General features: G+C 64.1%; 11 protein-coding genes. 6 read left to right on the forward strand and 5 right to left on the reverse strand.

Annotated elements, in window-relative coordinates; all coding sequences use genetic code 11:
• Positions 1–65: 65 nt before the first annotated feature.
• Positions 66–1067, forward strand: a complete 1002-nt coding sequence (moaA, locus tag OU426_RS03730; protein ID WP_267632496.1) for a GTP 3',8-cyclase MoaA — start codon at positions 66–68, stop codon at positions 1065–1067.
• Positions 1068–1076: 9 nt separating this feature from the next.
• On the opposite strand, the gene OU426_RS03735 is transcribed toward moaA, so the two are convergent.
• The 4 genes from OU426_RS03735 to argE all read right to left on the reverse strand — a co-directional run bounded on the left by OU426_RS03735 (position 1077) and on the right by argE (position 5286).
• The gene (locus tag OU426_RS03735; RefSeq protein WP_267632497.1) at positions 1077–1493 is read right to left on the reverse strand and encodes a hypothetical protein; all 417 of its coding nucleotides are present in this window, start codon (positions 1491–1493) and stop codon (positions 1077–1079) included.
• A 68-nt stretch (positions 1494–1561) separates the two neighbouring features.
• Positions 1562–2728 carry a M20 aminoacylase family protein gene (locus tag OU426_RS03740; RefSeq protein ID WP_267632498.1) on the reverse strand — a complete coding sequence of 389 codons (1167 nt, stop codon included), beginning with the start codon at positions 2726–2728 and terminating at the stop codon, positions 1562–1564.
• A 54-nt stretch (positions 2729–2782) separates the two neighbouring features.
• Positions 2783–4126: an NAD(P)/FAD-dependent oxidoreductase gene (locus OU426_RS03745; protein WP_267632499.1), complete on the reverse strand. Its 1344-nt coding sequence runs from the start codon at positions 4124–4126 to the stop codon at positions 2783–2785.
• Complete coding sequence (gene argE, locus OU426_RS03750) at positions 4123–5286, reverse strand: acetylornithine deacetylase (RefSeq protein WP_267632500.1); 1164 nt, start codon at positions 5284–5286, stop codon at positions 4123–4125. Before argE ends, OU426_RS03745 begins: the two co-directional genes overlap by 4 nt.
• Before the next feature lie 209 nt (positions 5287–5495).
• Between argE and OU426_RS03755 the strand changes: the two genes are divergently transcribed.
• The 5 genes from OU426_RS03755 (at position 5496) to OU426_RS03775 (ending at position 11254) form a co-directional block, all read left to right on the forward strand.
• On the forward strand, positions 5496–6500 hold the full coding sequence (locus tag OU426_RS03755; protein ID WP_267632501.1) for an ABC transporter ATP-binding protein: 1005 nt from the start codon (positions 5496–5498) through the stop codon (positions 6498–6500).
• Entirely contained in the window at positions 6493–7557 is a 1065-nt protein-coding gene (locus tag OU426_RS03760) for an ABC transporter ATP-binding protein (RefSeq protein WP_267632502.1), read from the forward strand. The genes OU426_RS03755 and OU426_RS03760 overlap by 8 nt, the downstream gene beginning before the upstream one ends.
• Positions 7547–9250, forward strand: coding sequence for a peptide ABC transporter substrate-binding protein (locus OU426_RS03765; protein WP_267632503.1), 1704 nt, complete (start codon positions 7547–7549; stop codon positions 9248–9250). Before OU426_RS03760 ends, OU426_RS03765 begins: the two co-directional genes overlap by 11 nt.
• A 74-nt stretch (positions 9251–9324) precedes the next feature.
• Entirely contained in the window at positions 9325–10332 is a 1008-nt protein-coding gene (locus tag OU426_RS03770) for an ABC transporter permease (protein WP_267632504.1), read from the forward strand.
• Positions 10325–11254, forward strand: coding sequence for an ABC transporter permease (locus OU426_RS03775; protein ID WP_267632505.1), 930 nt, complete (start codon positions 10325–10327; stop codon positions 11252–11254). Before OU426_RS03770 ends, OU426_RS03775 begins: the two co-directional genes overlap by 8 nt.
• A gap of 71 nt (positions 11255–11325) precedes the next feature.
• Here the strand turns inward: OU426_RS03775 and OU426_RS03780 are convergent, their stop codons facing one another.
• Positions 11326–12603, reverse strand: coding sequence for a DUF3422 family protein (locus tag OU426_RS03780; protein ID WP_267632506.1), 1278 nt, complete (start codon positions 12601–12603; stop codon positions 11326–11328).
• Positions 12604–12705 lie beyond the last annotated feature (102 nt).

Raw genomic sequence — 12705 nt, forward strand, 5'->3', positions numbered from 1 at the left:
CCGCTGGAGCCGCCTCCGACCAGAGTACACTTGTGGCCCCCCGCGCCCGGGCCTAAACTCTGCCCATGGCACCGCTCATTGACCCGTTCCAGCGCCCGATCTCCTACCTGCGCGTCTCGGTCACCGACCGCTGCGATTTCCGCTGCACCTATTGCATGGCGGAACATATGCAGTTCCTGCCGAAGAAAGACCTGCTGACGCTTGAGGAGCTGGACCGGCTCTGCTCGACCTTCATCCGCCTCGGCGTCGAGAAACTCAGGATCACCGGCGGCGAGCCGCTTGTCCGGCGCGATATCCTGACCTTCTTCCAATCCATGTCGCGGCATCTGAAATCGGGGGCGCTGCGCGAACTCACGCTCACGACCAACGGCTCACAGCTTGCCCGGTTCGCGGGCGACCTTGCCGCGGCGGGCGTGCGGCGGGTCAACGTGTCGCTCGATACGCTCGACCCTAAGAAATTCGCTGACATCACCCGCTGGGGGCGGCTACCCCAGGTGCTGGAAGGGATCGAGGCCGCGACCGAGGCCGGGCTGAAGGTCAAGATCAACGCCGTGGCGCTCAAGGGCTTCAACGAGGACGAGCTTTTCCCGCTTCTCGACTGGTGCGCCGCGAAGGGCCATGACCTCACCTTCATCGAGGTCATGCCGATGGGCGAGATGGGCGAGGAGATGCGGCTTGACCAATATTGGCCGCTAAAGGATCTGCGCACCCGTCTCGCCGAACGCTTCACCCTCACCGACCTCACCGAGCGTACCGGCGGCCCGGCCCGCTATGTGCGGATCGGGGAAACCGGCCAGAAGGTCGGCTTCATAACCCCCCTCACCCATAATTTCTGTGAAAGCTGCAACCGGGTTCGCGTCACCTGCACGGGCGAGCTGTTCATGTGCCTCGGGCAGGAGGACAAGGCCGACCTGCGCGCGCCTTTGCGCGCCAGCGCCGACGACGCGGCGCTGGAGCAGGCGATCCGCGCGGCGATCGCCTTAAAGCCCAAGGGCCATGATTTCGACTACTCCCGCCAGCATGTGGCAGGCCAGATGTCCCGCCACATGAGCCATACCGGCGGCTGAACTAAGCCGTCAGAACCGCGCGCGACCGGAGATGTCGAGACCGACTTTGCTGTTCTTTCCAGCCTTCGCGCCGGTGTCACGGCAGGTAGCTTTGGCGGTGGCGAGATCGGCATTGCTTTTCAGTTGCGTGAAGAAGGTAAGGTCCTTCAGGATCGGCTTTCCGTCCAGCGTCACCTTTGCCTTGCGCATCAGATCGCGTGTCTGCGTCTTGTTCGAAACGTTGACATACTTACCCGCACCGCACACCGCGAGTTGGCCATCGTGCTCAATGACCAGCCAACGAAACTCGTACCCCTTGCCCTGCGTCGGCCAGGTGATGTCGTCCACCCAGAAGTCACCATCCACCGGTATGGCAAAATCCGCTGCCCACGCGGCTGATCCAATGAAGAGCGCAGCGGTCGTACTAAGAAACGAAAGACGCATCATCTTGACCCCAAAGTTGATTCTTTAAACGAAGAAAGCAACTTTGAGGTAAGCGCGCAATGGGCGCGATGTCACGCCGCAGGCATCCTTGTTTCCACCATGCCCGCATACCAGCTCGATCCGAACGGAATGACGTCATCGTCGAAATTATAGGCCGGGTGGTGGACCATCGCCGTGTCGCCGTTGCCGACGAAGATATAGGCGCCGGGGCGCTCGAGGAGCATGAAGCTGAAATCCTCGGCCCCCATCAGAGGCGCGGTGTCGGTATCGACATGGCCGGAGACGGCTTTGGCGACCTCGGCCGCATAATCCGTATTCTCTGGCGTGTTCATCGTCACCGGATAGCCGCGAACATAATTCACCTCAGCCTTGGCGCCCAATGCGAGCGCAGTGCCCTCGGCGATCTCGCCGACCCGCCGCTCCACGAAATCCTGCACGCCCGGGTCCATGGTGCGGACGGTGCCCTTCAGCTTCACCACCTGCGGAATCACGTTATGCGCGGTCGAATCCGTTTCAACGGTGCAGATGGAAACCACGACCTGCTTCATCGGATCGACATTGCGCGAGGCGATGGTCTGCATGGCCACGATGATATGGGCGGCGACCACGGTTGTGTCGACGCAATCGTGCGGTTTCGCCGCATGGCCGCCCTTGCCCGTCACCGTGATGTCGAACTGGTCGGCCGAGGCCATCATCGCGCCGGGGCGGATAGCGAAATGCCCCACCGGAATGCCCGGCATGTTGTGCATTCCGTAAACCTCCTGAATGCCCCAGCGGTCCATCATCCCGTCCTGGCACATCTCGCGCCCGCCGCCGCCGCCCTCTTCGGCGGGCTGGAAGATCACCACGGCGGTACCATCGAAGTTCCGCGTCTCCGCCAGGTATTTCGCGGCGCCCAGAAGCATCGACGTATGGCCATCATGGCCGCAGGCATGCATCTTGCCGGGCACTTTCGAGGCATAGGGCAAGCCGGTCTGCTCCTTGATCGGCAGCGCATCCATGTCGGCACGGAGCCCGATCACACGGCCAGAACTGTCGGTCTTACCCTTGATGACACCGACGACGCCGGTGCGGCCGACCCCCTCGACCACCTCGTCGCAGCCGAAGTCGCGCAGAAGACCCGCCACCTTCGCCGCCGTCCGATGGACGTCGAACAGCAGTTCGGGATTTTCATGGATATCGCGGCGCCATTCGGTGATCTCGGGCAAAAGCTCGGCGAAACGGTTCTTGACTGGCATGGGTGATCTCCTCTCACGTCAGACGTTCTGCCGTTTCGCCGCCGCGTTCAAGGCTCAGAGTGATGGGCCGAGAATGATTTTTGATCCGTCGGTAAAGCGCGAGAGGCGAAAGCGCGACAAGTCGTGGCCCGGATCGCGGCCCGTCACGAGGTCCGCCGTCACCCGGCCAAGCCCGGGTCCGATGCCGAACCCGTGGCCGGAGAGGCCGGTCAACAGCGTGAGGCCCGGCAGAGCGGCCACATGGTCGATGACGGGCACGACGTCGGGCATCGTGTCGATCATGCCGGCCCAGGCGGCGGCGATGGCGGGCTTGCCCAGCTGCGGGAAAGCGGCAGCGAACCTGGTGCGGATATCCTCGATGAAGCGCGGGTTTGGGGCGGGGTTCAGGATACGCATCCGCTCGAACGGGCTTTCGCGGCCCGCGTCCCAGCGGCGAGCCGTCATCCAGTGGTCGGGATAGTCGCGCGGCGCGGCAGCGTGAAGCCGGGTCGAGCGCCAGTCCTTCTTCAGCACCTGCAGATAGGCGCCGAGATGGCGGAAGGCGTCAGGGCCCAGCGCGAAATCGTGCGTGGCCCCCGGCGTCAGCGTCAGACCGCCATCTTGCCGCTTCCGGAAGGCGAAATGGCTGTCAGCACTTGCTGTCTCGTGCGCGAAGTCGAGCGGAACGGTCGCCGTCACCGTCGCCCTGACCGCAAGCTGCGGCAGCCGGACCCCATGCGCCCCGAGGAACAGCGAAGACCAGGCGCCGCCTGCCAGCACCACGCGATCGGCGCGCACCCTGCCCTTCTCTGTCACCACGCCTGCGACCCTCCCGCCCTGAAGATCGAGCGCTCGCACTGCGCAGCCCTCATGTAGCGACACACCCCGCGCCGCCAGCGCTGCCGCAAGCGCAGACACCGCGACCCATGGCTCGGCGCGCCCGTCCGACGGGGTGAGAAGACCACCGACCCATCCTGCGGCGTTCGGCAGTCGCGCATCGAGTTCCGCTTTGGTCAGAAGCCGGGTGTCGAGGTCATGGGCGCGGGCATGCGCCATCCAGTCCTCGAAATCCGCCATGTCCTTAGGCTCGTTGGCGATGTAAAGCACGCCTGCCTGATGGAAGCCCAGGTCGGCGCCGGCCTCGGCCTCAAGCCCGCGCCAGATCCGTTCGGCCTCGATCATGATCGGCAGTTCCGCCGGATCGCGACCCTGTTTGCGGATCCATCCCCAGTTGCGCGACGACTGCTCGCCCGCGATCCGGCCCTTCTCGCAGAGCACGACCCTTTGCCCGGCTTTCTCCAGGAACCAGGCGGTCATCACCCCCGCAATGCCGCCGCCGATGACCACCACGTCGGCAGCCTCCGGCAAGGGACCGGTGAAACGCGCAGGCTGGTCGAGCGAGATCGGAAAGGGTTTCATGCCGCGAGCCCGGCCACGAGCCGCTCCATGAACGCGAGCCCTGCCCGGAACTCGCTCACCTCGATATATTCGTCGGGCTGGTGGGCTTGGGCGATATCGCCGGGCCCGCAGACCACTGCCGAATAACCCGCATTCTGGAAATGGCCCGCCTCGGTCCCGTAGCTGACCACATGCAGGCCATTGTCGCCGGTCAGGCCCCGCGCAAGCCTTTCTGCGGCGCCGTCCGCTTCGGGCACCAGCGGCGGCACTTCAAAATAGCGATCAAGCGAGATGCCCGCCTCGGGCCGCACAAGCGCCATGGCCGCCGCAACCTGCGCCACCTCCGCCTCGAAGGCCGCAAGGTGATCGGCAATCGCTTCGCCCGGAACCACTCGGACATCGACGCCCAGACGGCAGTCGGCGGCGGTGATGTTATGGGCGGTGCCGCCCGCGATCTGGCCGACATGCCAGGTCGTCCAGGGTGGATCAAAGGTCGCGGCGATCGGTCCGGGCATTGCCGACCGCGCCGTCTCGTTCCGGTCATTCACCCAGCCGATCAGGCGCCCGGCCTCAAGGATCGCGCTTACCCCGAGATGCATGATCGAGGAATGCACCTCGAACCCTTTCACATGCACATGATAGCCCGCCCCGCCCTTGTGGCCGGTCACAACTTTCATGCGCGTCGGCTCGCCGACGATCACGGCCGCGGCGCGCGGCAGAACCGCCGCCATCTCCTCGACCATGCCGACGCAGCCGGTGCAGCCCCGCTCCTCGTCATAGGAAATTGCTATCTGCAGCGGCCGCTTCACGCCCGCCGCCAGCGCCATCGGCACTGCCGCAAGCATCAGCGCGACGAACCCCTTCATGTCGCAAGTGCCGCGCCCGAAAAGGCGCCCGTCGCGCTCGGTCAGCAGCCACGGATCCGTGGCCCAGGCCTGCCCGTCCACCGGCACGACGTCGGAATGGCCGGACAGGACAATGCCGCCCGGCACCGAAGGACCGACCTGCGCATAAAGGTTCGCCTTGGTCCGTTCCACGTTCCAGACCCGATGCGCGGTGATGCCATGGCCCGCGAGATAATCCTCCACCCAGTCGATCAGCGCCAGATTGCTGTCCCGGCTGACGGTCGGAAAGGCGACCAGCCGTGCCAGAATCGATCTCGCCTCTTCAAAGGGTGTCATGATGCCTCCTCGCCTCAACCTGCACAGTTTAGCGCGCGGTTCACGAGCCGATACCAGACATGTTGTATGTTTTCAGCGGCAATCTGTCTCAAAACACCCGGCGTAAGCCTTCAACTTTTGGGTGTTGCCCCGTGGGGGAAAATCGCTAACACTTCGCGGCAGATCGGAAAAATCCGGCGCACAGAAAAAGTCCGACTGGGGAGTCGTATATGCCCGATGGGGCCGAGCCCGTCCTTGACGTCAAGGGCCTGAGAACCGTTTTCCGGACCCGCGGCGGCGAAATCCATGCCGTGAATGACGTGAGCTTCGATCTGAAGCCCGGTGAACTATTGGGAGTGGTGGGCGAAAGCGGATCGGGCAAGTCGGTGACGATGATGTCGCTGCTTGGCCTTCTGCCGTCGCCGCCTGCGGACATCCGCGGCGGCGAAGTGCTTTTCGGCGGGGCGGACCTTTTGAAATGCGCGCCCGATCATCTGCAATCGGTGCGCGGCGCTGGGATCGGCTTCATCTTTCAGGATCCGATGACCTCGCTCAACCCGGTCTTCACCGTGGGTTATCAGATCATGGAACCCCTGCGCCGCCATATGGGCATGGACAAGGCGCAGGCGAGGAACCGCGCGCAGGAGCTTCTTGAGCTTGTGGGGATCCCGGACGCCGCGCGGCGGCTGAAGGACTATCCCCACCAGTTTTCCGGCGGGATGCGGCAAAGGGTGATGATCGCCATTGCACTGGCCTGCGACCCGAAGGTCTTGATCGCTGACGAGCCCACGACCGCGCTCGACGTGACAATCCAGGCGCAGATCCTCGAACTGGTGCGCGAACTGCGCCAGAAGCTCGGGATGGCGATTGTCTGGATCACGCATGACCTTGGCGTCATCGCCGGGATCGCCGACCGGGTTCTGGTGATGTACGGCGGCCAGATCGTGGAGCAGGGGCCGGTGGGCGCGGTGTTCCGCGATCCGCAGCATCCTTATACCAGGGCGCTTCTGACAACGGTTCCCGCCATTCGCGGCGAACGGACGGCGAAACTCAATGTCATCGAGGGCCAGCCGCCGATCATGAAGGCAGAACCCGCCGCCTGCGCCTTCCGCGACCGCTGTACCGTGGCCTTCGACCGCTGCGGCCAGGAAAATCCGCGCCGTATAACCGTCTCGCCTGGCCATGACGTGGCCTGCTTCTGGAACCCAAAGACCGGAGGCGCCCGCCATGTTTGATGCGAGCCCGCGCAAGCTCGTCGAGGTCAAGGGCCTCAAGATGTATTTCCCGATCACCGCCGGGATCTTCCGCCGCAAGGTAGGTGATGTGAAGGCGGTGGATGATGTGAGCTTCGAGATCATCGAAGGCGAGACCTTGGGTCTGGTGGGCGAAAGCGGCTGCGGGAAATCGACCTGCGGCCGCGCGATCCTCAGGCTTTACGATCCGACCGAGGGCGAGGTCTGGATCGGCGGCGAGAATATCGCGCGCGCCGAACCGGCCGACCTGCGCCGCCTGCGACCGGCGATGCAGATGGTCTTTCAGGATCCGCAGGCGAGCCTCAATCCGCGGATGACGGTCGCCGACATCATCGGCGAACCGCTTGACGAACATACGAAACTGACCCGCGACGAAAAACTGGCCCGGGTTTATGAGCTTATGGATGCCGTGGGCCTCAACCGCGCCTTCGCCAACCGCTACCCGCATGCTTTCTCGGGCGGCCAGCGCCAGCGGATCGGCATCGCACGGGCGCTGGCGCTGAACCCGAAGTTCATCGTCTGCGACGAGCCGATCGCCGCGCTCGATGTCTCGATCCAGGCGCAGGTGGTGAACCTTCTCGAGGAGTTGCAGGACAAGTTCGGACTGACTTACCTTTTCATCAGCCACGACCTGTCCATGGTCCGCCATATCGCAGACCGGGTGGCGGTGATGTATCTCGGCCGGATCGTCGAACTGGCGCCGCGCGATGCGCTTTTCGACAAGCCGCTGCATCCCTATACCGAGGCGCTACTCTCTGCAGTACCCGAGGCCGACCCGGAAACCGAGGCGACCCGCCAGCGGATCATCCTCAAGGGCGACGTGCCCTCGCCCTCGAACCCGCCCAAGGGCTGCAATTTCTGCACACGCTGCCCCAAGGTCTTTGACCTCTGCCACCGGGTGAAGCCCGCGCTGCGGGAAATCGAACCGGGCCGCCATGTGGCCTGCCACCTCTACGAGATACAACAACAGACCGCCCGGACCGGGGCGGCGCCCGAGGCCAAAAAGAGCACCCAACAAGGAGAGCAACATGAAACTTAGATCAGCCCTGATGGGCGCTGCCGCCTTTACCGCCCTGGCTTCGGCCGCTTGGGCGGAACGCGGTGCCGACGGCCATGTCAACGTCCTCTATTGGCAGGCACCGTCGATCCTGAACCCTTATCTGTCTTCCGGCACCAAGGACGTTGAAAGCGCCTCGCTGATCCTCGAAGGGATGGCGGGCTTCAACGAAAAAGGCGAGGTGTTCGCCCGTCTGGCCGAAAGCGTGCCGACGGTCGAAAATGGCGGTGTGTCTGCCGACCTGACCCAGATCACCTGGAAGCTGAAAGCGGGCCTTCTGTGGTCGGACGGCACGCCGGTGACCTCGGCGGACGCGGCTTTCACCTATGAGTATTGCAAACACCCCGAGGGCGGCTGCGCCCAGGCGGCGCGCTTCGAAGGCATCAAGTCGATCGAGACGCCCGACGATCTGACCGTCGTCATCACTTTCGAGGCCCCGAAGCCCAATCCTTACCAGGCCTTCGTGGGCGGCACCTCGCCCATCATCCAGAAGGCGCAGTTCGCCAACTGCCTTGGCGCTGCCGCCTCGACCTGCACCGATCAGAACTTCGGCCCGATCGGCACCGGCCCCTATCGCGTGACCGAGTTCAAGACCAACGACACCGTGTCGCTGGAAGCCAACCCGAACTATCGCGACGCGGCCAAGCCCTCGTTCGCGACGATGACCATCAAGGGCGGCGGTGACGCTGAAGCGGCGGCGCGTGCGGTGATGGAGACCGGCGAGTTTGACTATGCCTGGAACACCCAGATCAACCCCGATCTGCAGGCGCAGATGATTGCGGCCGGCAAGGGCACGCTTCTCAATGGCTTCGGCACGCTCGTCGAGCGGATCGAGATGAACATGACCGATCCCTCGCCCGACCTGGCCGAAGGCGAGCGCTCGACCATCAAGCACCCCCACCCGTTCCTCAGCGACATGAAGGTCCGCAAGGCCCTGTCGATGGCGATCGACCGTCAGGTTCTGGTTGAAGTGGGCTACGGCAACGCCGGTCGCGCGACCTGCAACCTTGTCCCGGCGCCGGAACTCTATGCCTCCGACAATACCGAATGCCTGACGCAGGACATGGAAGGTGCCAAGGCGCTTCTGGACGAAGCGGGCTGGACTGACAGCGATGGCGACGGCGTCCGTGACAAGGACGGCAAGAAGCTTTCGGTGCTTTACCAGACCTCTACCAACCCGGTCCGCCAGGACTTCCAGGCGCTGATCAAGGGCTGGTGGAACGAGATCGGCGTGGAAGTGGAACTGAAGAACATCGACGCTTCGGTTTATTTCGGCGGCGATGCGGGTTCGCCCGACACGTTCCAGAAGTTCTATGCCGACGTCGAAATGTACGCCAACAACTTCGACGGTACCGATCCCGAGCCCTATCTGGCGCAGTATCTCTGCGACAAGATCCCGGGCCCGGACAACCAGTGGCAGGGCGAGAACATCAACCGCTTCTGCGACCCGGCCTATGACGCTCTGGTGAAGGAGCTTTCGACCACGGCCGACATGGCCAAGCGTGGCGAGATCGCCAAGAAGCTGAACGACATGCTGACCAAGGACAGCTACACCGTCGTCGCGCTTGTCGACCGCGGCCGTCTGTCGGCAGCGTCGAACACGCTGGGCGGCGTGGTCCTCAACACCTGGGACACCGAACTGTGGAACGCCCAGGACTGGTTCCGCGTGAAGTGATCTGATCCCGCGCGGCCCCGGCGCCTGTCCGGGGCCGCGCCCCTTTCCAGACTGCTGATCAAAGGCGTCCCTAGATGCTCACCTATATCATCAGGCGACTTCTCCTCGCCATCCCGACGCTTCTGCTCATCAGTCTCGTCATCTTCTTCCTCGTCGATCTCGCGCCCGGCAGCCCGGCTTCGGAAATCCCGCTCACGGTCCCGGCCGAGGTGCGTGCGAAGATCCTCGAAAGCATGGGCGTGAACGACCCGGTCTATGTGCGCTATCTTCTGTGGCTGAAGCAGTTCGTCTGGGTCGAGCCGCTGAACCTTGTCGATCACTGGTTCGGGACAAGCTTCGCCGAAGGCCAGCAGCGGATCATCAGCTATCAGACCCGCGGCCCGGTCTTCGACATCATTTCTCAGCGTATTCCCCAGACCATGACGGTGATCGGTACCGCCTATCTGGTCGGCGTCCTGATCGCCATTCCGATCGGCATCTATTCCGCCTACCGGCAATATTCCTGGTTCGATCAGGCCGGGACCTTCGTCGCGATGGTCGGCTTTTCGGTGCCGACCTTCTTCACCGGCGTCCTTCTGATCGTGATCTTCGCGGTGAAGCTGCAATGGTTCCCCTCGATCTATGACACGACGCTGAAGGTCACCGACTGGGCAAGCTTCATGAAGCAGGTCAAGCAGATGGTAATGCCGGTCACGGTGCTGGCGCTCTTCAATGCCGCGACGCTCAGCCGCTACATGCGATCTTCGATGCTGGAAAACCTCGGGCAGGATTATGTGCGGACCGCACGCGCCAAGGGCATGTCGGAACGGACGGTGGTGCTGCGTCATGTCCTGCGCAACTCGCTTATCCCGGTCGTGACCGTCATCGCGCTTGGCATTCCGGGCATTTTTGGTGGCGCGATCATCACCGAGCAGGTCTTCAAGATCAACGGTCTGGGCGCGGCGCTGATCGGCGCGATCCATGCCAACGACCTGCCGACCGTACAGACACTCGCCTTCATCTTCGCGGTGCTTATCGTCACCTTCAACCTGATCGCCGATGTGCTCTACGGCCTTCTCGACCCGAGGATCCGCTATGCGTGACACGGCCGGAACCCAAGCAAAACCCGTCCGGATGGAGCGGCCCCGCAGCCAGTGGCGCGATGTCTGGGATCAGTTCAAGACCCACAAGGGCGCACTGATCGGGATGGCGGTACTGGCCTTTCTCGTGGCCTTTGTGGTGATCGGACCCTTCGTCTGGCATGAAGAGAAGCTGACGACCACACAGACCTACCTCAACAAGAACAAGCCGCCCTCGCTGACCTATCCGCTCGGCACCGATCACCTCGGGCGCGATTTCTTCCTGCGCATGATGGAAGGCGGCCGGGTCTCGATCGCGGTCGGGCTTGTCGCGATGACGATCTCGATCTTCATCGGCACCACGGTCGGTATGCTGTCTGGCTTTTTCAGGCGGCTGGACGGACCGCTGATGCGGCTGACCGACCTCTTCCTCTCGCTGCCGCTCTTGCCGCTGCTGCTCGTCATGGTGATGCTCTTCCGCGACGCGCTGGCGCGGGTCTTCGGGCCCGAGCTTGGGACCTTCGTCCTGATCGTGATCGCGATCGGCGTCACCAGCTGGATGCCCGCCGCACGGATCGTGCGGGGCGAGGTGCTAGCGCTGAAGGAGCGGGAGTTCGTTCTGGCCGCCCGGTCTTTGGGCACGCCGAACCGGCGGCTGATACTGCGCCATGTGCTGCCCAACGTCGTCTCGCCGGTGATGGTGGCCGCGACCCTCGACATTGCCAGCGCGATCATCACCGAAAGCGCGCTCTCCTTCCTCGGCCTCGGCTTTCCGCCCGACTTCCCGACCTGGGGGCGGCTGCTTTTCGACGGGCTGAGCTACATGCAGCAATATCCCGAGCGGGTGATCTGGCCGGGCCTCGCCATCTCGCTCACCGTGCTCGCCGTGAACTATATCGGCGACGGTCTCAGGGACGCGCTCGACCCCCGCATCCGCGGACGGTAGCGGCTCATCCGCGCTGACAGGCGTCTTCGCCGGAAACGAGGAGCGCCCGCCCGGGCGCGAGGAGCGGCCCCTCAGTGCATCGCCCGCCGAATGCGGCGGACCATCAGCCAGACCGCCCCAAACGTGACCGGCACGAGCACCGCTGTCAGCGCCGATTTTGGCCAGTGCAGAGCCTCGGCGACCGGCAGAAGCGCATAGGTCGCAAGGCTGACCGCATAATAGCTGATCGCCACCACCGAGAGGCCCTCGACCGTATGCTGGAGCCTGAGTGCCAGATCAGCGCGGCGGTCCATGCTTTCAAGAAGCTTCTGGTTTTGAGCGGAGCGTTCCACATCGACACGGGTCGACAGAAGCTCACCCGCCCGTTCGGCCCGTTCAGCCATCTGTTCCAGCCGATGCTCGGCCGATTTCACCGTCCGCATCGCCGGATCGTAACGGCGGCGCATGAATTCGCCGAAGGTCTGGCGCCCCATGAAGCGGGTCTCGCGCAGCACGTCGATCCTTTGATTGACGATCGCCTCATAGGCGCCGGTCGCGCCGAAGCGGAAGGAATGCCTTGTGGCTAGGCTTTCCAGTTCCGCAGACAGTTCCAGGAGCTCGTGCAAGGTTGCCTCCGCCGCCCGGTGATCGTCGGGCAGCGCCGCAACGACGGACGAAAGTTGCGGATCGAGCGCGTTCAGCCGCCCGGTCAGGTCGCGCGCCCGACCAAGGCCGAGCATCGACATGGCTCGGTAAGTCTCGATCTCGCAGAGCCGCTGCACAATCCGCCCGACCCGACGCGCGCCGGTGCCGGGGCGCGCGAAGACGGTAAAACGCATCAGCCCCGCCGGGTCGATCTGGAAATCCCCCGCGATGATCGCGGCCTCATCGAGCACCCAGGAGGCGGCGAGGCTTTCGGGCACGAACCAGTCCTCGAGCTTGGTTACTACCTCGCTCATGTCCGCGGGCAGCGGTTCGACCCGGATCAGGACGGCAGCGATGCGCTTTCCGGGCGCCACGCCGAGCCAGTCGGTTGGAAAGACCTCCGACCCCCTCGGGTCGAACGGCCGCTCGCAGAGGCCCGCGGAAAAGGCCGAATAGGTCACAAACTCTGTATGGCTTTCCCATTTCAGCACATGCCGCCCGATCTCGGCGGAGTGATGGGTGGCCCCGGGCGCCGGGTGGGCCGCGCCATGGCGGGCGAGAAGCGCGCGCAGGTGCGCCAAATCGCGTTCCCGGTCGCGGTTCGCCGCCTCGATCGGTTCCTTCACCGCAAGATAGACGGCCTGACAGGGCACCGTCAGCGACGGGAAGGGCCGCGCATGCAGCTCGTTCACAAGGGCGTAGCGCTGGGGGTGATCTTCGATCATCGCTTGGGGTCTCCGTCGCGCGACCATAGCGCTCGCGCTCGGGAAAACAGCCCGCAGCAAGGCGCGACGCGGGCACACGGCGGTATACTTGCAAATCTGCAA

This window comes from Frigidibacter sp. RF13 (assembly GCF_026626305.1).
Taxonomy (GTDB): Bacteria; Pseudomonadota; Alphaproteobacteria; order Rhodobacterales; family Rhodobacteraceae; genus TMP-24.

Excerpts from the sequence above, each read along its gene's own strand:
- argE (WP_267632500.1), bottom strand. The coding sequence starts at position 5,286 with ATGACACCCTTTGAAGAGGCGAGATCGATTCTGGCACGGCTGGTCGCC.
- OU426_RS03755 (WP_267632501.1), top strand. The coding sequence starts at position 5,496 with ATGCCCGATGGGGCCGAGCCCGTCCTTGACGTCAAGGGCCTGAGAACC.
- OU426_RS03760 (WP_267632502.1), top strand. The coding sequence starts at position 6,493 with ATGTTTGATGCGAGCCCGCGCAAGCTCGTCGAGGTCAAGGGCCTCAAG.
- OU426_RS03780 (WP_267632506.1), bottom strand. The coding sequence starts at position 12,603 with ATGATCGAAGATCACCCCCAGCGCTACGCCCTTGTGAACGAGCTGCAT.
- OU426_RS03735 (WP_267632497.1), bottom strand. The coding sequence starts at position 1,493 with ATGATGCGTCTTTCGTTTCTTAGTACGACCGCTGCGCTCTTCATTGGA.
- moaA (WP_267632496.1), top strand. The coding sequence starts at position 66 with ATGGCACCGCTCATTGACCCGTTCCAGCGCCCGATCTCCTACCTGCGC.
- OU426_RS03745 (WP_267632499.1), bottom strand. The coding sequence starts at position 4,126 with ATGAAACCCTTTCCGATCTCGCTCGACCAGCCTGCGCGTTTCACCGGT.
- OU426_RS03740 (WP_267632498.1), bottom strand. The coding sequence starts at position 2,728 with ATGCCAGTCAAGAACCGTTTCGCCGAGCTTTTGCCCGAGATCACCGAA.
- OU426_RS03765 (WP_267632503.1), top strand. The coding sequence starts at position 7,547 with ATGAAACTTAGATCAGCCCTGATGGGCGCTGCCGCCTTTACCGCCCTG.
- OU426_RS03775 (WP_267632505.1), top strand. The coding sequence starts at position 10,325 with ATGCGTGACACGGCCGGAACCCAAGCAAAACCCGTCCGGATGGAGCGG.
- OU426_RS03770 (WP_267632504.1), top strand. The coding sequence starts at position 9,325 with ATGCTCACCTATATCATCAGGCGACTTCTCCTCGCCATCCCGACGCTT.